16 protein-coding genes are annotated in these 20,161 nt (G+C 54.7%); 13 read left to right on the top strand and 3 right to left on the bottom strand.

Annotated elements, in window-relative coordinates:
* Positions 1 to 115: 115 nt before the first annotated feature.
* From phnC to phnE (NYE92_RS06015), 4 genes are all read left to right on the top strand, one after another.
* On the top strand, positions 116 to 946 hold the full coding sequence (gene phnC / locus NYE92_RS06030; protein WP_259018738.1) for a phosphonate ABC transporter ATP-binding protein: 831 nt from the start codon (positions 116 to 118) through the stop codon (positions 944 to 946).
* 25 nt (positions 947 to 971) lie between these two features.
* The gene (phnD, locus tag NYE92_RS06025; protein WP_013026267.1) at positions 972 to 1,901 is read left to right on the top strand and encodes a phosphonate ABC transporter substrate-binding protein; all 930 of its coding nucleotides are present in this window, start codon (positions 972 to 974) and stop codon (positions 1,899 to 1,901) included.
* 130 nt (positions 1,902 to 2,031) lie between these two features.
* On the top strand, positions 2,032 to 2,886 hold the full coding sequence (gene phnE / locus NYE92_RS06020; RefSeq protein ID WP_013026266.1) for a phosphonate ABC transporter, permease protein PhnE: 855 nt from the start codon (positions 2,032 to 2,034) through the stop codon (positions 2,884 to 2,886).
* Between the two features lie 2 nt (positions 2,887 to 2,888).
* Positions 2,889 to 3,773 carry a phosphonate ABC transporter, permease protein PhnE gene (gene phnE, locus NYE92_RS06015; protein ID WP_013026265.1) on the top strand — a complete coding sequence of 295 codons (885 nt, stop codon included), beginning with the start codon at positions 2,889 to 2,891 and terminating at the stop codon, positions 3,771 to 3,773.
* On the opposite strand, the gene NYE92_RS06010 is transcribed toward phnE (NYE92_RS06015), so the two are convergent.
* Positions 3,727 to 6,327, bottom strand: coding sequence for an ATP-binding protein (locus NYE92_RS06010; RefSeq protein WP_259018737.1), 2,601 nt, complete (start codon positions 6,325 to 6,327; stop codon positions 3,727 to 3,729). The genes phnE (NYE92_RS06015) and NYE92_RS06010 overlap by 47 nt on opposite strands.
* Positions 6,328 to 6,471: 144 nt before the next feature.
* Between NYE92_RS06010 and NYE92_RS06005 the strand changes: the two genes are divergently transcribed.
* The 6 genes from NYE92_RS06005 to NYE92_RS05980 all read left to right on the top strand — a co-directional run bounded on the left by NYE92_RS06005 (position 6,472) and on the right by NYE92_RS05980 (position 12,641).
* On the top strand, positions 6,472 to 7,986 hold the full coding sequence (locus NYE92_RS06005; protein ID WP_014605513.1) for a sugar ABC transporter ATP-binding protein: 1,515 nt from the start codon (positions 6,472 to 6,474) through the stop codon (positions 7,984 to 7,986).
* Positions 7,987 to 7,996: 10 nt separating this feature from the next.
* Entirely contained in the window at positions 7,997 to 8,977 is a 981-nt protein-coding gene (locus tag NYE92_RS06000) for an ABC transporter permease subunit (protein WP_014593999.1), read from the top strand.
* 71 nt (positions 8,978 to 9,048) lie between these two features.
* Positions 9,049 to 9,987 carry an ABC transporter substrate-binding protein gene (locus NYE92_RS05995; protein WP_013026261.1) on the top strand — a complete coding sequence of 313 codons (939 nt, stop codon included), beginning with the start codon at positions 9,049 to 9,051 and terminating at the stop codon, positions 9,985 to 9,987.
* Positions 9,988 to 10,035: 48 nt separating this feature from the next.
* A complete protein-coding gene (locus NYE92_RS05990) occupies positions 10,036 to 10,728 on the top strand; it encodes a D-lyxose/D-mannose family sugar isomerase (protein WP_028715286.1) in 693 nt (230 codons plus the stop codon).
* On the top strand, positions 10,728 to 11,588 hold the full coding sequence (locus NYE92_RS05985) for a ketose 1,6-bisphosphate aldolase (RefSeq protein ID WP_259018734.1): 861 nt from the start codon (positions 10,728 to 10,730) through the stop codon (positions 11,586 to 11,588). The genes NYE92_RS05990 and NYE92_RS05985 overlap by 1 nt, the downstream gene beginning before the upstream one ends.
* Positions 11,589 to 12,641, top strand: coding sequence for a carbohydrate kinase family protein (locus NYE92_RS05980; RefSeq protein WP_128391982.1), 1,053 nt, complete (start codon positions 11,589 to 11,591; stop codon positions 12,639 to 12,641).
* Here the strand turns inward: NYE92_RS05980 and NYE92_RS05975 are convergent.
* Positions 12,578 to 13,321: a response regulator gene (locus NYE92_RS05975; RefSeq protein ID WP_013026257.1), complete on the bottom strand. Its 744-nt coding sequence runs from the start codon at positions 13,319 to 13,321 to the stop codon at positions 12,578 to 12,580. The genes NYE92_RS05980 and NYE92_RS05975 overlap by 64 nt on opposite strands.
* A gap of 444 nt (positions 13,322 to 13,765) precedes the next feature.
* On the opposite strand from NYE92_RS05975, the gene NYE92_RS05970 reads away from it, so the two are divergent.
* Together NYE92_RS05970 and NYE92_RS05965 are read left to right on the top strand one after the other, a co-directional pair.
* A complete protein-coding gene (locus NYE92_RS05970) occupies positions 13,766 to 15,064 on the top strand; it encodes an NCS2 family permease (RefSeq protein WP_013026256.1) in 1,299 nt (432 codons plus the stop codon).
* 403 nt (positions 15,065 to 15,467) lie between these two features.
* A complete protein-coding gene (locus NYE92_RS05965; protein WP_259018732.1) occupies positions 15,468 to 16,175 on the top strand; it encodes a hypothetical protein in 708 nt (235 codons plus the stop codon).
* Between the two features lie 82 nt (positions 16,176 to 16,257).
* On the opposite strand, the gene NYE92_RS05960 is transcribed toward NYE92_RS05965, so the two are convergent.
* Positions 16,258 to 17,712: an AMP nucleosidase gene (locus NYE92_RS05960; RefSeq protein ID WP_014593991.1), complete on the bottom strand. Its 1,455-nt coding sequence runs from the start codon at positions 17,710 to 17,712 to the stop codon at positions 16,258 to 16,260.
* Positions 17,713 to 18,106: 394 nt separating this feature from the next.
* On the opposite strand from NYE92_RS05960, the gene NYE92_RS05955 reads away from it, so the two are divergent.
* Positions 18,107 to 19,522 carry an EmmdR/YeeO family multidrug/toxin efflux MATE transporter gene (locus NYE92_RS05955; RefSeq protein WP_024470994.1) on the top strand — a complete coding sequence of 472 codons (1,416 nt, stop codon included), beginning with the start codon at positions 18,107 to 18,109 and terminating at the stop codon, positions 19,520 to 19,522.
* Positions 19,523 to 20,161: the final 639 nt, after the last annotated feature.

Below are 20,161 nucleotides of genomic sequence, written 5' to 3'. Positions count from 1 at the left end.
AGGTTCCGGCGGCGTGAGCCACAAACGCAAGATAATGACTCACGCCAGACAGTACCGACCAGATGGGTTAATGGGGCGCGGGTACAGAACGTAAACTGCAATAACGGAGAACATCATGGCACAGGCACTGCTTAAAACGGTGGTCGATAACGTCTCGTCATTGACCCAGTCAGGCGGGCAAAAAGTGTTATCTGTTCAGGGACTGAGCAAAGCTTACGGTAACAAAAAAGTCCTCGATAATGTCAGTTTCGATTTGCATGCGGGTGAACTGGTGGCGGTAATCGGCCGCTCTGGCGCAGGCAAATCGACGCTGCTGCACATGCTGAATGGCACAATCTCCGCCTCACAGGGCGCCATCGTCAGCCTGCACCACGGCGAAGCCGATCGCGATGTGGTGAATCTCAGCAGCCGCCAGATGCGTGAATGGCGCACCCAGTGCGGCATGATCTTTCAGGATTTCTGCCTGGTGCCTCGCCTTGATGTGCTGACCAACGTGCTGTTGGGGCGTCTCAGCCAGACCTCTACGCTGAAATCGTTTTTCAAAGTGTTCTCTGAAACCGATCGCGCCCGCGCCATTCAACTGCTTGAGTGGATGAACATGCTACCGCAGGCGTTACAGCGCGCCGAAAACCTCTCCGGCGGTCAGATGCAGCGCGTGGCGATTTGTCGGGCGCTGATGCAGAACCCCAAAATTCTGTTAGCGGATGAACCCGTTGCCTCGCTCGATCCTAAAAATACCACCCGTATTATGGATGTATTGCGTCAGGTCAGCGATCAGGGCATCAGCGTGATGGTGAATCTGCACTCGATTGAATTAGTAAAAAGTTACTGCACACGCGTGATAGGTATTCAGCGCGGTGTGGTGCTGTTCGACGGTCATCCTTCCGCACTTACCGACGGCTTGCTGCATCAGCTGTACGGCGACGAATTTAACCAGATCCACTAACTATCACAGCAAGAGAACAAGGCTAATGAAAATGAAAGCTTTCGCGTTATTGACTACAGCATTGCTTACCTTTGGCGTTAACGCAGCGGACGCACCAAAAGAGCTGAATCTGGGTATTTTAGGCGGTCAGAACGCGACTCAGCAGATTGGTGATAACCAGTGTGTGAAAACGTTCTTTGATAAAGAACTGAACGTGGATACCAAAATCCGCAACTCTTCAGACTATTCCGGCGTGATTCAGGGGCTGCTGGGCGGTAAAGTGGATCTGGTATTGAGTATGTCTCCCTCCTCGTATGCGTCCGTGTATATTCAGGATCCCAAGGCCGTCGATTTAGTGGGCATTGTGGTGGATGACAAAGATCAGTCTCGCGGTTATCACTCCGTGGTGATTGTGAAAGCCGACAGCCCCTATAAGAAGCTGGAAGATCTGAAAGGCAAATCTTTTGGTATGGCGGATCCCGATTCCACATCCGGTTTCCTCGTGCCAAACCAGGCGTTTAAGAAAATGTTTGGCGGCAACATCGACAATAAATACAACAACTTCTTTTCAAGCGTGACCTTTTCAGGTGGTCATGAGCAGGACATCCTGGGCGTGCTGAATAATCAGTTCGACGGCGCGGTGACCTGGACCTCTATGGTCGGTGATTACAACACGGGCTACACCTCGGGTGCCTTTGGCCGCCTGATCCGCATGGACCATCCGGACCTGATGAAACAGATTCGGATTATCTGGCAGTCGCCGTTAATTCCTAACGGTCCTATCCTGGTGAGCAATAAACTGCCAGCGGATTTCAAAGCGAAAGTCATCGCCGCGATCAAAAAACTGGATAAAGACGATCACGCCTGTTTCACCAAAGCCGTAGGGGGCCAGCAGCACATTGGCAAGACCTCGGTAGCGGACTTCCAGAACATCATCGATATGAAACGCGAGCTGATGAAAGGCGCGCGCGGCTAACGGCAGGGCAGTTTGCTTGCAGCCATCGTGCCGCCCTGAATAAGGGGGCGGCACGACCTCACCGGCGGGCTAGTCTGCGCGTCAACCTTGCCTGGATGGCTTTGTAACACATCAATCTGAGACACCTCACGTGACCGACTTCGAACGCTATTATCAACGTATCCGCCGCCAACAGAAGCGTGACTCGCTTATCTGGTCTTTGGTGCTGGTCGTGATTTATCTGGCGGCGGCCAATATGGCAGAGTTCAATCTGGTGACCATCTGGCAGTCGTTGCCGCACTTTTTTGATTATATCCGTGAAATCATGCCCGTTTTGCATCTGCCGCTCCTGTTTGCCGATGGCAAAACGGAAGGGTCGCTGGCCTACTGGGGCTATCGTCTGAATATTCAGCTACCGCTGATCTGGGAAACCCTCCAGCTGGCGCTGGCCTCCACGCTGGTTGCCGTGGTGATTGCCGGTATCCTGGCGTTTTTTGCGGCCGATAATACGCAAACGCCCGCCAGCCTGCGCATGGGCATTCGCGCCTTTGTCGCATTTTTACGCACCATGCCTGAACTGGCCTGGGCGGTAATGTTTGTGATGGCGTTTGGCATCGGGGCGATTCCCGGCTTTCTGGCGCTGGCCCTGCATACTATCGGTAGCCTGACCAAACTGTTTTATGAAGCCATCGAATCGGCGTCGGATAAGCCGGTACGCGGGCTGGCGGCCTGCGGAGCCAGCAAGCTGCAACGGATGCGCTTTGCGTTCTGGCCCCAGGTCAAGCCCACCTTTTTGTCTTACAGCTTTATGCGCCTGGAGGTTAACTTCCGCTCATCGACCATTCTGGGGCTGGTCGGGGCAGGCGGGATCGGCCAGGAGTTAATGACCAACATTAAGCTGGATCGCTTCGATCAGGTCAGCATGACGCTGCTGTTGATTCTGATTGTGGTGTCGTTACTGGATACGGTTTCTGGCCGCCTGCGCCGCCGTGTCGTGGAGGAATAAATATGGTTACTCTCGCGCCGGATATCACGGCGATGAAGCAGCAGCATCATGAACTCTTCGCTGCGCAGCACCGCTATCTGCGCCGTCTGGCCATGCTGGCGCTGGCGCTGGTGCTTTATTACGTCTTTTTCTTTATGGTCTACGGTATCGAGTGGGGCCGCCTGCTGGTTGGCTGTCAGCAGCTGGGACGCTACTTTCTGCGTATGTTTGTCTGGCAAGACTTTGCCAACTGGCCCTTTGGCTACTATTTCTCTCAGGTCGGGATTACGCTGGCGATCGTGTTTGCCGGCACGATAACCGCCACGCTGCTGGCGCTGCCGCTGTCCTTTCTGGCGGCGCGTAATGTGATGCACGATAAAGTTGCCAGACCGATTGCTTTCCTGATGCGCCGCCTGTTCGACATGCTGCGCGGCATTGATATGGCGATCTGGGGCCTGATCTTTGTGCGTGCCGTCGGCATGGGGCCGTTAGCCGGGGTGCTGGCGATTATCCTGCAGGACGTTGGCCTGTTAGGTAAGCTCTATTCGGAAGGACATGAAGCGGTGGAGCGTTCCCCGAGTCGTGGGCTGGGTGCACTGGGGGCGAACAGCCTGCAGAAACACCGTTTCGGCATCTTCACCCAGTCGTTTCCGCAGTTTCTGGCGCTCAGCCTTTACCAAATCGAGTCGAATACTCGCTCAGCAGCGGTGCTCGGCTTTGTTGGCGCAGGCGGTGTCGGCCTGGTTTATGCTGAGAATATGCGTCTGTGGAACTGGGATGTGGTGATGTTCCTGACGTTGATTCTGGTGGTCGTGGTGATGATCATGGATGCCATCTCAAGCCGCCTGCGTAAGCGTTATATCATTGGGAAACCGGTGCCGTTGTGGCAGCCTGGCGGGCACGATTAAGCCTTGCACTCCGCTGCCAGGCGCGCTGCAGCGCCTCCACCAACTGTGCCGCCTGCCAGGGTTTCGCCAGCCGCTCACACAGCGGCAGCGTAACGGGCTGGTGGCGCAGGTCCTGGCCGCTGATCAGCAAGGTTGCCAGCTGTGGCCACTTTTGCTGCGCCTGACGAATGACCTCTGCGCCGTTTATCTCACCGGGCAACATCAAATCGCTGATTAACAGATCGATATCGGGTGTCTGGTGCAACAGCGCCAGCGCCTCTTCGCCGGTCGCGCACTCCAGCGTCAGATAGCCGAGTTGATGCAGGTGCTCGCACAGGGTTTGCCGCACCGCCGGTTCATCATCCAGTACCAGAATCAGACGATCGTCTGCAGCCGCGGGGTGAGACGGGGCAGGGACGGGGGGCCGGGCGGCTGCGGCATCGGGCGCGCGCGGCAGCAACAGCCGCACCGTTGTGCCCTGACCGGGGGCCGTTTCCAGCTCCACCTGTCCACCCGACTGGCGGACAAAGCCGTACACCATCGACAGTCCCAGCCCGCTCCCGGTTCCGGTGGTCTTAGTGGTGAAGAAGGGTTCGAACACCTGAGCACGCACCTCGTCGGACATGCCGCAGCCGTGATCGATCACTTCGATGGTCACCCGGTCACGTTTTTCCCCTTGTTCGCTTCGCCGCTGATTCCAGATGCGCAGGCGGATTTCGCCGCTTTGGCCACCCATCGCATCCCTGGCATTGACCACCAGATTCATCACCGCATTCTCCAGCTGGCTGGCATCTATCCAGGCCGGCCAGCCGGGGCGCTGGGCATCGATGATCAGATGCTGACCGGGCAGCAGCGAATGCTGAAGCAGCCCCTGTAGATTCTCGATCAATGTCACCACGGAAACCGCGTGGGGATTCAGGGTTTGTTTGCGTGAAAAGGCCAGCAGCCGTTGGGTCAGAAGTGCCGCTCTGTCCGCCGCCTGGCGGGCTCGTTCAATCCGGCTGGCGACGGGGCCGGGTGCCAGTTGCCCCTCGGTTAACGCCAGGCTGCCGATGATAACGGCCAGCAGGTTATTAAAATCATGGGCGATGCCGCCGGTCAACTGGCCCACCGCTTTCATTTTCTGACTGTGCACCAGCGCCTCTTCCAGCACCTTACGCGAAGTGCGCTCCAGCACCGTATTGACCATTCCGCGCCGTGGTACCGGGCTGAAACGCAGTTCCAGCGTGCGGCCGTCTGCCAGCCTCACTTCCTGGGGTTCCGCTAAATCGTGCAACTGCACATTAAGCGGCGCCAGCAAGTGCTGATAGTGCAAACCGCGATGCAGATCGCGGGGAGCGATGCCCAGCAGCGCCGGATACTGCGCATTCCATACCACGAGTTCTCCGCTGTTATCAAACAGGGCAAAACCGTCACGCATGGCCAGGAAGGTTGACTCCAGTTGGGTGCTTTTTTCTTTTAGCAGGCGAGAAGTCTGGGCCAAAGAGGCGGTATTTCGCGCAAAAACGTTAAACGCGCGCGCCAGTTCACCCAGTTCGTCCCGACGCTGTAATCCCGGCACGCTGACGTTCTGCTCTCCCTGTGCCAGCCGGGTCATCGCACCGGCAATGGCGGTAAGACTGGAGCCCAGATTGCGGTAAATGTAGTACCCGGTATAGAGGGTGATGGCCAGCGCCAGCAGGGCAGACAGCATGATAAAGCCGCTAACCGAGTCGAGTTGATGATGGGTGGTGATGTTACGCCTTTCCGTTTGCTGCGCGACCTGCTGGACGTAAGCGGTAATGTCATCATTCAGCGCCGCCACCAGCGCCTTGATACGGTAAGTCGCATAGGCAATCGCCAGGTCACTCTCCTCCAGCTCTGCGGCCAACGGGACCAGGCCGCGCTGTGTTTCCAGCAACTGCTGTACATTGTCGCCCAGTGCACCTGGCGCGACCACGCTGCGCCATTGCATCATCACCTGTTGCAGGTGCTCGATGACCGCCGTCGATGACGGCGTGCGAATCGCGATATCCAGTAGTCTGCCGGTTTGCTGGCGCAGCGTTAAATCGGGTGCTTTGATGCCGTCGCGCTGTGTCAGATCATTAATGCGTTCAAGCAGCAGTTGTGACTGCCACAAGCCGCTTAGCACCTTGTTGCGCTGTAAATGGCGTTCATGGCCTTGACGCAACAGCATACTCACCGACTGCTCAAGCATCAGGCTACGCGCACGCAGGCGCGCCACGCGCTCAGGCTCACGCGCGGCAAGTGGCGTGCTCGCCAGTAAAGAGAGTGAGTGCTGTAGGGCCTGTTGGTTCTGCTGTAAACGTCGTGATTCGCTCTGATACTCAAGCGCACCGACCACCTGGGACAACCGCACTGCCGTGATGGCCACATTGGAGGTATCGCGCGCCAGGGCAAGGCTGCCGTTCATATCAGCCAGCGTTTGCGCCTGGGCCTGGGCCTGAATGGTGCCCGCATGGCGAAAACTGGTCACCGCCACCACGCTCACCATTAAGGTGACGCACACCACCAATAAATGAGACAGCAACAGGCGACCGCGCGCCCCGACCTGCCACGGTGAACTGCGTTGCATAAAGACTCTCCGCTCGTGCGACGATGAGCCGAGTATAGGAGTGAGGACGAGGCGAAATATGACAAATATGAATGGCCTCTGACATTTTCCATTTATCTGACACTGCTTAACTCGCTGCTATCCATAACCAGCAGGAGCGGGTAGATGACAGCAAAGCCGATACTTGAAATGCGCGAGATCACCCGACGCTTTGGTAATTTTTACGCCTTGAAAGGGGTGGATCTCACGGTGTATCCCGGTGAGGTCCATGCCCTGATGGGCGAAAATGGCGCGGGTAAAAGCACCCTGATGAAGATCCTGGCGGGGGCCTATGCGGCCAGCAGCGGCGAGGTGCTAATTGATGGCAAACCCTGGCAGCTGAAAGGCCCTAAAGAGGCGTTAGCCGCCGGAATCACGCTGATCTATCAGGAAATCAATCTGGCGCCCAATCTTACCGTGGCGGAAAACATCTTTCTGGGCAGTGAAATTACCCGTGCAGGCATGGTGAAACGTCATCAGATGGCGGATGAGGCGCAGCAGGTGATCAACCGGTTGGGCGCGCAGTTTAGCGCCACCGACAAAGTCAGCAGGCTGAGTATTGCTGAGCAGCAGCAGGTGGAAATTGCGCGCGCTTTACACCGTAACAGCCGGATTCTGGTGATGGATGAGCCGACTGCCGCACTCTCGAACCGTGAAACCGAACAACTGTTTGCCCTGATCAAGCGCCTGCGTAGCGAAGGCATGGCCATTATTTACATCAGTCATCGTATGGCGGAAGTGTATGAGCTGTCAGATCGCGTCAGCGTGCTGCGTGACGGGCAGTATGTCGGCAGCCTGACGCGCGACAATCTGAATGCCAGCGAGCTGGTGCGCATGATGGTGGGGCGGCCGCTCAGCGACTTGTTCAATAAAGATCGCACGATAGCGCGCGGGGCCGTCCGGCTGGCTGTCAATCATCTGTCCGACGGCGACAAAGTGCATCCCAGCAGCCTTGAGGTTCGGGCGGGCGAAATCGTCGGCCTGGCCGGCCTGGTGGGCGCGGGACGGAGCGAGCTGGCGCAGCTGATCTTTGGCGTGCACCGGCTTAAACAGGGCGACGTCTGGATCGATGGTCAGAAGGTGGATATTCACTCGCCACGTGAGGCGATTGCGCACGGCATTGGTTTTCTTACCGAGAACCGTAAAGAGCAGGGGCTGTTTCTGGAGATGGCCGCGCAGGAAAACATCGTCATGGCCACGCTGGAGCGTGATGCCCGCTACGGCATGCTTAACCGCGGTAAATCGCGGAAAATTGCCAGCGAAGCGATCTCCTCGCTCAATATTCGCGTGCCCCACGCGCTGGTGCGTGCGGGGGGCCTGTCGGGCGGCAACCAGCAAAAGCTGCTGATTTCCCGCTGGATCGCCATCGGTCCCCGTATTTTGATTCTGGATGAGCCAACGCGCGGCGTTGACGTCGGCGCGAAAAGCGAAATTTATCGCATGATGCAGGAAATGGCGCGTCAGGGCGTAGCCATTCTCATGATCTCCAGCGAATTACCGGAGGTTGTTGGCATGAGCGATCGGGTTTATGTGATGCATGAGGGTGCCATCGCCGGTGAGCTGGCGGGCGATACGATCACTCAGGAAAACATCATGACGCTGGCAACCGGTGCGCACAGCGCATCACCGCTTGAAGTATGAGGATAAAACAATGACACAAACGGCACGTGTTAATCCACCGACGGTCAAACGCGCTCTGATGGGCGACATTATGCAGACCGTGGGCATTTTACCGATTTTGATTTTAATCGTGGCGGTCTTTGGTTTTGTCACGCCTAACTTCTTTACCGAAGCCAATTTGCTCAACATTACGCGTCAGGCCTCCATCAATATCGTGCTGGCCGCAGGCATGACCTTTGTCATCCTGACGGGCGGTATCGATTTGTCCGTGGGCTCGATGCTGGGCACCACGGCGGTGGTGGCGCTGCTGACGTCGCTGGACCCGATGCTGGCGTCGCTTACTATTCCGATGGCGCTGGGCGCCGGGCTGGTGATGGGATTGTTTAACGGCATTCTCGTGGCCTGGGCCGGACTGCCTCCGTTTATCGTCACGCTCGGCACCTATACTGCACTGCGCGGGGCGGCCTATCTGCTGGCCAACGGCACCACGGTGATCAATTCCGATATTAACTTTGAGTGGATAGGCAATGGCTATCTGGGGCCAGTGCCCTGGCTGATCGTCATCGCGTTCGCCGTTATCGCGATTTGCTGGTTCATTCTGCGTCGCACCACGCTGGGCGTTCATATCTATGCGGTGGGCGGCAATATTCAGGCCGCGCGACTGACCGGCATCAAAGTGGGCCTGGTGCTGATATTTGTGTACGGCATGAGCGGATTGCTGTCGGGGTTGGGCGGGCTGATGAGTGCTTCGCGGCTCTACAGCGCCAACGGCAATCTGGGCGTGGGTTATGAGCTGGATGCCATTGCCGCGGTGATTCTGGGCGGCACCAGTTTCGTCGGCGGTATCGGCACCATCACCGGCACGCTGATTGGGGCGTTGATTATCGCCACGCTGAATAACGGCATGACATTAATGGGCGTCTCCTACTTCTGGCAGTTGGTTATTAAAGGTGCGGTCATCATCATCGCCGTCCTGATCGATAAATATCGTACTCGTCATCATGTGGGCTGACAGCCCCCATGCGCAGAGCAAACAAAGCGCCATTCAGCAGTTGGCAGATAAATCACAGCAGGAGAAGATCTATGCGTTTTAATCCGATTGTAACCGGGCTGCTGGCGGCAACGCTGCTCAGTGCCGGTGTGGCTCAGGCAAAAGAACTGAAATCGATTGGCGTAACGGTAGGCGACCTCGCTAACCCATTCTTTGTGCAGATCACCAAAGGTGCAGAGATGAAGGCGCGTCAGCTGGCCGGGGATAACGTAAAAGTCACGCTGGTGTCGAGTGGCTACGATCTCGGGCAGCAGGTGGGACAGATTGATAACTTCATTGCGGCAAAAGTGGACATGATTATCCTGAATGCCGCCGACTCAAAAGGGATTGCCCCTGCGGTCAAGCGCGCGCGTGATGCGGGTATCGTTGTGGTTGCGGTCGACGTCGCCGCAGATGGCGCTAACGCCACCATCACCTCTGATAACACCCAGGCGGGTGAAATGGCCTGTAAATACATCGCCGATCGCCTGAAAGACAAAGGCAATGTGGTGATTATTAACGGCCCGCCGGTCTCTGCCGTACAAAACCGCGTGGAAGGCTGCATGACCGAACTGAAACGCCATCCGGATATTAAGCTGCTTTCCTCTAATCAGAACGCCAAAGGCAGCCGTGAAGGCGGGCTGGAAGTGATGACCGGCCTGCTGTCAGCCAATCCAAAAATCGACGCGGTATTTGCGATTAACGATCCGACCGCGATCGGTGCCGATTTGGCGGCAAAACAGGCCCAGCGTAACGAGTTCTTTATCGTCGGTGTGGATGGTTCGCCGGATGGTGAGGAAGCGCTGAAACGTAAGAACTCGCTGTTCGCCGCTACGCCAGCCCAGGATCCGCAGGTGATGGCAGCCAAAGCCGTCGAGATCGGTTACGACATCCTTCAGGGCAAACCGGCACCGGATAAACCCGTGCTGATCCCGGTTAAATTAATCGATCGCAATAACGTCAGCAGCTACAAGGGCTGGACAGTGAAATAAAACCGGCACGCGGCATCGTCGGGTGCCGCTTTAACGGGAGAGCTGACGATGCAACGCTCCGAAGTGAATGTGTTTTTGCAAAACACGCGGGACTTTTTTACACGCCAGGATATCCATCTGCCGCCCTGGGCTGATTACGACCTCAGTCAGTGGCGTCAGCAGCAGGGCGACATTGAGGAAATTATCGCGTTACGGCTGGGCTGGGATCTCACCAGCTTTGGCGCCGATGATTTTCTGCAAACCGGCCTGACGCTCTTTACGCTGCGCAACGGCTCGCCGGGCGGCAAGCCCTGGCACAAACCTTATGCTGAAAAAGTCATGCACGTGCGTGAAGGGCAGGTCACGCCGATGCATTATCATCCCCGCAAAATGGAAGACATCATCAACCGCGGGGGCGGCAATCTGATCGTCGAACTGTATAACCGTGAAGGCAATGAGAAGGCGAACTCGCCGGTGACGGTATCGCTGGATGGCATCACACAAACCCATGCGGCCGGTTCGCAACTCAGGCTGTCTCCGGGCGAAAGCGTGACGTTAATCGCCGGCGTCTGGCACAGCTTCTGGGGCGAAAACGGCTTTGGCGATGTGCTGGTTGGCGAAGTCTCGATGCCTAACGATGATGACAACGATAACGTATTTTTGACGCCGCTGGCGCGCTTTAACGCCCTTGATGAGGATCAGGAACCGCACCGGCTGCTCTGTAACGACTATTCCCACTGGCTCAATCTGAGGAGTGAATAATGGCTTTGATCTCTCTGGCACAGGGGCTGGCCCATGCGCAGAAGCAGGGGTACGCGCTGGGCGCCTTTAACGTTCTGGACACGCATTTTCTGCGCGCGCTGTTTGCGGCCGCAGAGCAGCAACGCTCGCCTTTTATCATCAATATTGCGGAAGTGCATTTTAAATACGTCACGCTCGACCAGCTGGTTGAGGCGATAAAGTTTGAAGCGGCGAAGCACGCGATTCCGGTGGTGCTCAATCTGGATCACGGTTTGCACTTTGAGGCGGTGATGCAGGCGATTCGTCTGGGATTCACCTCGGTAATGTTCGATGGCTCAACGCTGAGTTATGAAGAGAATATTCGCCAGACGCGTGAAGTGGTCAAAGCGGCACATGCCGTCGGCGTGTCGGTTGAGGCAGAACTGGGTGCGGTGGGCGGAGACGAAGGGGGCGCGTTATTTGGCGAAGCCGACAGCGAAAAATTTACCGATCCACGGCTGGCTGCTGAGTTTGTGCGTGAAACCGGCATTGATACGCTGGCGGTGGCTATCGGTAACGCCCACGGGAAATACAAAGGGGAGCCTAAACTCGATTTTGACCGGCTGGCGGTTATCCGCGAGCAAACCGGCGTACCGCTGGTGCTGCACGGTGGCTCAGGCATCAGCGACGCGGATTTCCGGCGGGCGATCTCACTCGGCATCCATAAAATCAACTTCTATACCGGCATGTCGCAGGCGGCACTCGACGCGGTGGAACGCAGTCTGGCCTCACGCAACACCCGCTATGACGAGTTTGCCGAACTGCTGATGGCGGTGGAGAACGCAATTTGTGGAACCGTGATGCAGCAGATGAAGATTTTCGGCAGCGTAGGGCAGGCGTAAATGGGTGCGCGGCGCGGCATTCTGGCCGCTGGCGTGATGCTGGTGGATTACGTTCATCGTATTAGCCACTGGCCGGAACAGGGCTGGCTGGCTGAGGTACAGCATAGCGAAAAAGCGGCAGGCGGCGCACCGCTGAATGTTTTACTTACCCTTTCGCGCATGCAGTGTCAGCTTCCGCTGGTGGCGATTGGCCTGCTGGGCAATGACGCCGACGGTGATTACCTGCTGGCTATCATGCAGGCGTCGCAGATCGATCATCGGTGGGTTCAACGTACCAGCGATAAACCCACCGCGATGACGCAGGTGATGACCGCACCGGACGGGCAACGAACGTTTTTCTTTTCCCCTGGCGCAAATGCCCTGCTGGACAGAACGCATTTCGCCGCTGTAGACGATGCGCAGCGCATCTTTCATCTGGGCTATTTACTGTTGCTTGAAACGCTGGACGGCGCGGACAGCGAATTCGGCACGCGCAGCGCCCGTTTGCTGGCCCAGATGCAGCAGCGTGGCTATTTTACCTCGCTCGATCTGGCGTCCCGTGCCGGGGATTACCGACCACAGGTATTGCCTGCGTTGCGCTGGTTAGATTACCTGGTTATTAACGAACTGGAAGCCCAGGCGTTGTCTGGCGTCGTTTTGCGGGATGATAACGGTATTCAACCACCCGCAGCCTTTTCCCTGGCTGCGCAGTGGCTGGCCGGGCAGGGGGTGCGTCAGCGCGTGGTGATACACGCGCCCGAAGGCGCATGGGGGCAGGAAGTCGGCGGCGAGGGCATCTGGCAGCCTGCGTGGCAGCTGGCACCCAACGAGATTGTGGGCAGCGTTGGCGCAGGTGATGCATTTTGTGCGGGTGTACTCTATGCCAGCCATGAAGGGGATGACATGCTGTCAACGCTGCAACTTGCGCACACCTGCGCCCGGTTTAATTTGCGCGCGGCCAATGCAATCGACGGTATTCGCCCGTTGACCGACATGCGGCAGTGGATGGCTCAGGCCGTTTGCGTCGAGAGCCGCAAACCTTCAGGTTTGACCACGTCCGCCGAGAAAACATAACCCAGCCCACGAATCGTGCGGATCAGGCCGGGCTGATGGGGGTTTGCTTCGATTTTGCGCCGCAACCGCATAATCAGCACATCGATGGTGCGGTCAAACACGTCCATCGTTTCGCTGTGGGTGAGTTCCAGCAACTGGTCACGCGTCAGGACCTTACGCGCGTGCCGCACCATCGCGCGCAGCAAGGTATATTCACCCTGCGTTAACGGCACGGTTTCTCGCTGCGGATTAAGCAACTGGCAGCGCGTTTCATCAAGCAGCCAGCCATTAAAGCGCCATCCCTCATGGTCAGTTTCCGGCAACACCACGCGCCCGCTGCGCCGGAGAGCCGCCCGCGCCCGCGCAACCACAACGCGTGGATTAAAGGGCTTGGCGATATAATCATCCGCGCCCATCTCCAGGCCTACCACCATTTCCGCTTCCGAACCCATACCGGTCAACATAATCACGAGAATATCAGGCCGCAGTCGCTGCAGCTGCTGCAAAACCAGTAAACCGTTGGTGTCGGGCAACATCATATCGAGCATAACCAGGGAAATATCCGGATGTTCGCGCACCATCGTCAGGGCATCTTTCCCTTGATGGCAGCGATAAACCAACAACGCATGTTCACTGAGTGCGTCCTGCAACAAATCGCAGACGGCATGATCGTCATCCACCACCAAAATTGCTGGCTTCATCTTGTGACCTCAATGTTACTGAAGGGTTAAATGCGAGTTTACACATTCCAGCATGGCCTGCTGATTGATGCAGCTGAAACGTGACCAGCGTCGCCTGACAAAATGCTGAAGCGTGCGGAAACGCATAATTTTGCCGGGCAGGGGGGAAGGAAAACGATTGCGCGTTCAGGGGGCAATGCACCATAATCGCGCCCTGATCTGGTTCAGAATTATCTTAAGGCTCGCTGACGTGTATCCAGGTAATCGATTGCGTATCAGGCTGGCACAGCAATTGCTTTAGCCTTTGCAATTGCTCATGTGACAAAGGAAAGCGAAAACCGTATTTCGGGTGGTCGGGCTGGCATGCGACAGCACTGGCGGCCCCTCAGTATCACAACAAACAGCATGACCATAACCTTGGCAAGAGAACGCGCACCTGAGTGACGTCTCTATCATCGAGAGATAATGATGTTAGAAAAACTATTTAAATTAAAAGCGCACAACACAACTGTACGCACTGAAGTCATCGCCGGTATCACTACCTTCCTGGCGATGGCCTACATTCTGTTTGTTAACCCCAGTATTTTGGGTGCAACCGGCATGGATAAAGGGGCTGTTTTTGTCGCGACCTGTCTGGCAGCCGCAATTGGTTCGGTGTTAATGGGACTGATTGCCAACTACCCGATTGCGCTGGCACCGGGCATGGGGCTGAATGCTTTTTTCACCTATACCGTTGTCTTGCACATGGGCTACAGCTGGCAGATTGCGCTGGGCGCGGTATTCCTGTCCGCAGTGATTTTTTTCGCCTTATCGATATTTAAGATTCGCGAGTGGATTATCAAGAGCATTCCGCTGCCGCTGCGCGCCGGTATTGCCGCAGGAATCGGTCTCTTCCTGGCAATTATCGCGTTGGAAGGCGCGGGTATCGTTGTAGATAATCCGGCTACCCTGGTGGGGATTGGCGATCTGACGAAGCCGGGCCCCTTACTGGCGATGTTAGGGTTTATCATCATCGTGGTACTGGAAGCGCGTCGCGTCACGGGCGCGGTCTTAATAGGCATTCTGATCATCACCTTTATCTCGATGGGCATTGGTCTGACGAAATTTGGCGGTGTATTTTCTGCACCGCCTTCAATCGCACCAACGTTCATGCAGTTGGATATTGCGGGTGCATTTAACGTTGGCTTAATTAGCGTGATTTTCGCGTTCTTGTTCGTGGATGTGTTTGATAACACCGGCACGCTATTGGGTGTAACCAAACGCGCCGGGCTGGCTGACGAGCAGGGCAATGTGCCCAAAATGGGACGCGCGCTGGTTGCGGACAGTGCGGCTGCGCTGTTTGGTTCGCTGCTGGGCACCTCTACGACCACCAGTTATGTCGAGTCTGCCGCCGGAGTGAGCGCAGGCGGTCGTACCGGCCTGACGGCGATTGTGGTTGCGGTGCTTTTCCTGCTTGCGCTGTTCTTTTCTCCTCTGGCGTCAAGCGTGCCGGTTTATGCCACCGCGCCAGCATTGCTGTTTGTTGCGGTTTTGATGACGTCCGGGCTGGCCGAAATTGACTGGAAAGACATCACCACTGCTGCCCCGGTAACCGTGACCGCGCTGACGATGCCGCTGACCTACTCCATTGCTAACGGTATTGCCTTTGGCTTTATTACCTGGACCCTGGTGAAGTTGCTCAGCGGACGCACCAAAGAGATTAATGCGGCACTGATTGTTCTGTCTGTATTATTTGTGATTAAACTCGGCTGGCTGAGCGCCTGATTAATCCAACCGTTACAGCATATTGAATATGCTGTAACGGTTTTAACATTAGAACTCAAAAAGCGTTTGCGGTTGTTTTCTCTGTTATTTTCCATCATTGTGCGCACCCTTCCAGAATATCGATCTACGCCCTTTTCTTCGCGCGGCCGTGCTTTTATTCTTTGACTCAACATTGTGAATAAAGGAAAAGAACAATTCCCATTTTATTTTTCCTTTTTATTCAATCAGGTAATGTTTATTGCGCAAGACTTCGCTTCAATAATGCTGAAGCAGGTTGCGACTTACGTTAATGGATTAAGTTAATCCGCCTGTCAGGAAAAGCTCATGGGCAATCTGTATGGAAAACGGAATCGCGGTAATCCGCATTTGACCCTCAGTCATCACTGGACAGGAGGCAAAAAGAATGGAAAATTTTGAGACGCGCTTTGAGCGGCTTGAAGAAGACAACCATCAAATAAAAATCGACCTGGCGCTTTTTAGCGGGCAGGCTATGGCGTTTGCGACCAAAGCCGATCTTGAGCTTCTGCGTGCGGAACAGGCGGTGTTTCATGTTGAAAGGGTTCAACGATTTACGCTGCTGGAAGAGAAAGTCCAACAGTTTAGCATCCGGTTTGACGATGTTGATGGCAGGCTGGTTAGCATCGAAGGCAAACTTTCAGTAATCGATGGCATCTTATTCAATTTTGCTAATAAATTTAATGCTATCGAGGTAAGTTTTAACATTATCAATGCCAAGTTTGATGATGTTTACAAAGAATTCGCTGCTAATGAGGTGAGATTTAACGGCATTGACGCTCGGCTCGACGCAATGGATATACGGTTTGATGGCATCGATAAGAGATTCGACGGCATCGACAAGAGACTGGACGGCATTGATATGAGACTGAATGGTATTGATATCAGGCTTGATGGTATCGATCGGCGACTGGATGCGATGGACCGGAGAATGGATGCCATGGACCAGCGATTCGACAGGATTGATGAACGATTCGATAAACTGGATTTACGCTTTGAAAGCCTTAATAACCGCCTTATCTGGACGCTCATGGTACCGGCTATTCTTGCGGTGTTTGCCTGGTTCATCAATACCGCCGTTCTGAACGCGGCCTGATTCGTAATATCGTCTTAATTAACGAGACGGTATTAACGGGAAGGATTTTCGCATTAATACCGTCTTTTTCATTCATTATGGTTTAACGGAAAGGCGGTTCGTTAAACGTACGTAACTTACGTGAATGCAACTTATCACCTTCGGCGCGCAATAATTCAACCGCGCGAATACCAATCTGTAAATGCTCTGAAATCGCGCCGTCGTAAAAGCGGTTTGCCTGGCCCGGCAGTTTGATTTCACCGTGCAGCGGCTTGTCCGAAACACACAGCAATGTGCCATAAGGCACCCTGAAACGGTATCCCTGAGCAGCAATCGTTGCACTTTCCATATCGACAGCCACGGCCCGGCTCAGATTAAAACGCAGGGCAGAGGCTGAATAGCGCAGCTCCCAGTTACGATCGTCTGTTGTCACAACGGTTCCGGTGCGTAGCCGTTCTTTTACCTCCTCGCCTGGCATACCGCTCACGGACTTGGTTGCGTCATACAAAGCCCGCTGAACTTCGGCAATGCTTGGAATCGGAATGTCGGGCGGCAGAACGCTGTCCAGCACGTGGTCGTCGCGCAGGTATGCATGAGCCAGCACGTAGTCACCAATGCGCTGACTCTCGCGCAGGCCGCCACAGTGCCCTATCATCAGCCAGGCGTGAGGACGAATGACCGCCAGATGATCGCAGATTGTTTTAGCATTGGACGGGCCCACGCCGATATTGATCAACGTAATGCCCCGGCGATTGGGTGAGGTCAGGTGCCAGGCTGGCATCTGATGCTTTTTCCAGGCCAGGTCAGACAGCATGGCTTCATTGTCTTCTGTACTCGCCGTCAGAACGACATCGCCCGCACACACAAGGCTGTCGAAAGGGGTTGAAGGATCGCGAACCTGTTCAATGGCCCAGCGTACGAATTCGTCTACGTAGCGCGTGTAGTTGGTAAACAGGACAAAGGGTTGAAAATGCTCAACCGCCGTGCCGGTATAGTGGCGCAGGCGGGCAAGCGAAAAATCTGTGCGCAACGCGTCAAAGTGAGACAGAGGAAAGGTCGCATCGGCATGAAATAAACCATCTGCCGTTTCATCACCAATCTGCGACAGTTCAGTCGTTGGAAAGTGACGCGCAATCCCCGCACTCATGGTGCGATCCAGCGACAGATCGGACCCGTCTATGACGTAAGGATAGGGAATTTCCTGACGCGAAGGACCGACGTCGATCGTCACCTCATACTCTTTTTCCAGCATGGCCAGCTGTTCAGAGATGTAATGGCGCAGCAGAGCAGGGCGCGTCACCGTGGTGCTGTAACTGCCAGTATGGGTAAAGCGGCCCCAGGCTCGGGTGCGATTCTGCTGAGGCCCGTCGCCCTGCCACGTAATGCGTAGTTCAGGATAAACAAACAGACCTTGCGCGCGGGCAACGGGATCGGGTAGCGAGCCTTCTTCCGTATAGGCCTTAATTGATGCGCGCAGAGCGTTGACGGCTTCATCATACATCTGCTCAAGCGTATCAAGAGCCTGCTGGCGTGTCAGATTTTTCCGTTGGGCTGGCATAACCTCTCCTTTAACGTTCTTACGACAATTTCCCCAAGCTTAGCGGGTTTAACGCAGGATTTGGTGAAGAATCTATGATCAAGCGCATTTTGCTGCCGCCAGTTATGGGCGAGGCTTAGCGCTGGTGCGTGGGTTTACATCAAAATGCAGACAAACCTGACGCCTGCCTCCGCTTTTTGGTAAAGAAGAGGGCCGTTTCCGGGCATGATCGTGCGATGACATCGGCAATGCGATGATTCAACGAGGTGAGGAAAAAGGTAAAAAAAGTGTGTAACGATGATTTAACAGGAATGCAAAACGTTTTGCATATTTGCCCGCAGGCTACCATCATTAGAGCTCTTTCCCCGACTTCTTCATATTTGGTACTCCTTTGCAAAATCCCGGCGTAGCAGTGGTGCAGGCGATTAAGCGCACGGCGTGGTATCCCAAACGTCGTTCTTACCGCACGCTGTACTGGCGTGAAATTTCGCCTCTTGCAGTCCCGATCTTTTTTGAAAATGCCTGCGTGCTGTTAATGGGCGTGCTCAGTACCTTCCTGGTCAGCTGGCTAGGTAAAGAGGCGATGGCAGGCGTTGGCCTGGCTGACAGTTTTAATATGGTCATCATCTCCTTTTTTGCCGCCATCGATCTGGGCACCACGGTGGTGGTCGCTTTCAGTCTGGCAAGGCGTAATGGTAAACGGGCGCGTGCCGCTACGCGGCAGTCGCTGGCGATGATGACCATTTTGGCGCTAATTCTGGTCATTGCGATTGAGTTCTGGGGCCATCTGATTATTGACGCCATTGCCGGCGCTGCCGAACCGAAAGTAAAAGCGCTGGCGCTGAGCTATCTCCAGGTTTCGGCATGGAGCTATCCGGCAGCGGCCATCACGCTAATCGGCAGTGGCGCGTTGCGTGGGGCAGGGAATACCAAGATCCCGATGCTGATTAATGGCGGGATGAACATCCTCAATATCATGATCAGCAGCGTACTTATTTACGGCTGCTTTTCATGGGATGGACTGGGGTTTGTCGGCGCTGGATTAGGGTTAACCATCACCCGCTACATCGGCGCTTTCGCCATTATTTATGTGTTAATGATTGGATTTAATGCTTCGCTTAAAATCACGCTTTCCAGCTATTTTCGTCGCTGGAACAGCAGCATACTTTATGAAGTACTGAGCATTGGCGTGCCTGCCAGTATCGAATCTGTGCTGTTTAACGGCGGTAAATTGCTGACCCAGGTATTTGTGGCTGGCATGGGCACCAATGAGATCGCGGGTAACTTTATTGCGTTTTCTGTTGCCTCGCTGATTAACCTGCCGGGTAACGCGCTTGGATCGGCTTCAACCATCATCACCGGAAAGCGGCTAGGTAAATACCAGGTATTTCAGGCTGAACGACAGGCGAAGCATGTTTTTTGGCTGGCAACCATTTGCCTGTCGTGCGTTGCGGCCCTGACCGTTCCGCTGGCGGGCTTGTTGGCACGTTTCTATACCAGCGATCCTGAAGTGATAAATGTCACGAAACACCTCATCTGGCTCAATGCCTTGTTTATGCCGATTTGGGCAGCGTCGTGGGTTTTACCGGCTGGGCTGAAAGGCGCGCGTGACGCACGTTACACGATGTACGTCTCTATGTTTAGTATGTGGTGTGCAAGGGTCGTGGCTGGCTATTTGCTGGGCATTGAACTGGGAATGGGCGTCATCGGCGTCTGGCTTGGCATGTTCCTCGACTGGACAGTGAGAGGGCTGTTTTTCTGGGGAAGGTTCACCAGCGGTAAATGGCTGAATAATTACCGTAAAATGATCGCGAAAGCCGGGCCATCCTAATTCCTTTTCCTGATTTGTTATCTCTGTCGCCGCTTTAACCCGGGTGGCGACGATAAATACTGTGCCATTCAATGCCTGAGTGATTTCAGCCCATACCGCTGTTCACATCGGGCCATTGGCACGTCCTGCGCTTGTGCAATCCACCGCGGCTTAGTCTCTGGCTGTATTAAAATCACTCACATTGCCTTTTATTGATCCAGCTTGCGGCTAAAACCAACACTGCTCCCCGATATATTACTTAAGATAATTCTTAATTTAGCAATGCTTTAAATATTTAACCTGTTGTATTTATTGGTTTTTTAATAAATGACACGCTTCGTGTTTTCTAAAAATTTGACTTAATTACGATCTCAGACTTAAGAAAATCAGCTTCAGGGCGCTTCGCTGGCCGTTTTATCCCTTATTACCATGATTAAATATTCATACTACTAATGTTTAATTATCTAAACGAAGCGGCTGGCAGGGCTAAATCGGGGTTTTTTATCGCCTCGATAGCATTTGGTTAACAAGTGCCTGAAGTTTGAGATAATACTATACATTAATATTTTTACTATTTAAGCTCGCTCGGGGCTGTGTTGAATTTTTTAAGGCATTATGTAAAGCTGTGTAAGATGTTAAGAAATGGAAAAGAACTTTACA

Origin of the sequence: Pantoea sp. B566 (genome assembly GCF_024793925.1) — a bacterium.
Classification (GTDB): domain Bacteria; phylum Pseudomonadota; class Gammaproteobacteria; order Enterobacterales; family Enterobacteriaceae; genus Pantoea; species Pantoea ananatis.
The sequence above is the reverse complement of the archived record's forward strand: the minus strand, read 5'-3'. Positions and strand labels throughout refer to the sequence as shown.

Excerpts from the sequence above, each read along its gene's own strand:
- phnC (WP_259018738.1), top strand. The coding sequence starts at position 116 with ATGGCACAGGCACTGCTTAAAACGGTGGTCGATAACGTCTCGTCATTG.
- phnD (WP_013026267.1), top strand. The coding sequence starts at position 972 with ATGAAAATGAAAGCTTTCGCGTTATTGACTACAGCATTGCTTACCTTT.
- phnE (WP_013026265.1), top strand. The coding sequence starts at position 2,889 with ATGGTTACTCTCGCGCCGGATATCACGGCGATGAAGCAGCAGCATCAT.
- NYE92_RS06010 (WP_259018737.1), bottom strand. The coding sequence starts at position 6,327 with ATGCAACGCAGTTCACCGTGGCAGGTCGGGGCGCGCGGTCGCCTGTTG.
- NYE92_RS06005 (WP_014605513.1), top strand. The coding sequence starts at position 6,472 with ATGACAGCAAAGCCGATACTTGAAATGCGCGAGATCACCCGACGCTTT.
- NYE92_RS06000 (WP_014593999.1), top strand. The coding sequence starts at position 7,997 with ATGACACAAACGGCACGTGTTAATCCACCGACGGTCAAACGCGCTCTG.
- NYE92_RS05995 (WP_013026261.1), top strand. The coding sequence starts at position 9,049 with ATGCGTTTTAATCCGATTGTAACCGGGCTGCTGGCGGCAACGCTGCTC.
- NYE92_RS05990 (WP_028715286.1), top strand. The coding sequence starts at position 10,036 with ATGCAACGCTCCGAAGTGAATGTGTTTTTGCAAAACACGCGGGACTTT.
- NYE92_RS05985 (WP_259018734.1), top strand. The coding sequence starts at position 10,728 with ATGGCTTTGATCTCTCTGGCACAGGGGCTGGCCCATGCGCAGAAGCAG.
- NYE92_RS05980 (WP_128391982.1), top strand. The coding sequence starts at position 11,589 with ATGGGTGCGCGGCGCGGCATTCTGGCCGCTGGCGTGATGCTGGTGGAT.
- NYE92_RS05975 (WP_013026257.1), bottom strand. The coding sequence starts at position 13,321 with ATGAAGCCAGCAATTTTGGTGGTGGATGACGATCATGCCGTCTGCGAT.
- NYE92_RS05970 (WP_013026256.1), top strand. The coding sequence starts at position 13,766 with ATGATGTTAGAAAAACTATTTAAATTAAAAGCGCACAACACAACTGTA.
- NYE92_RS05965 (WP_259018732.1), top strand. The coding sequence starts at position 15,468 with ATGGAAAATTTTGAGACGCGCTTTGAGCGGCTTGAAGAAGACAACCAT.
- NYE92_RS05960 (WP_014593991.1), bottom strand. The coding sequence starts at position 17,712 with ATGCCAGCCCAACGGAAAAATCTGACACGCCAGCAGGCTCTTGATACG.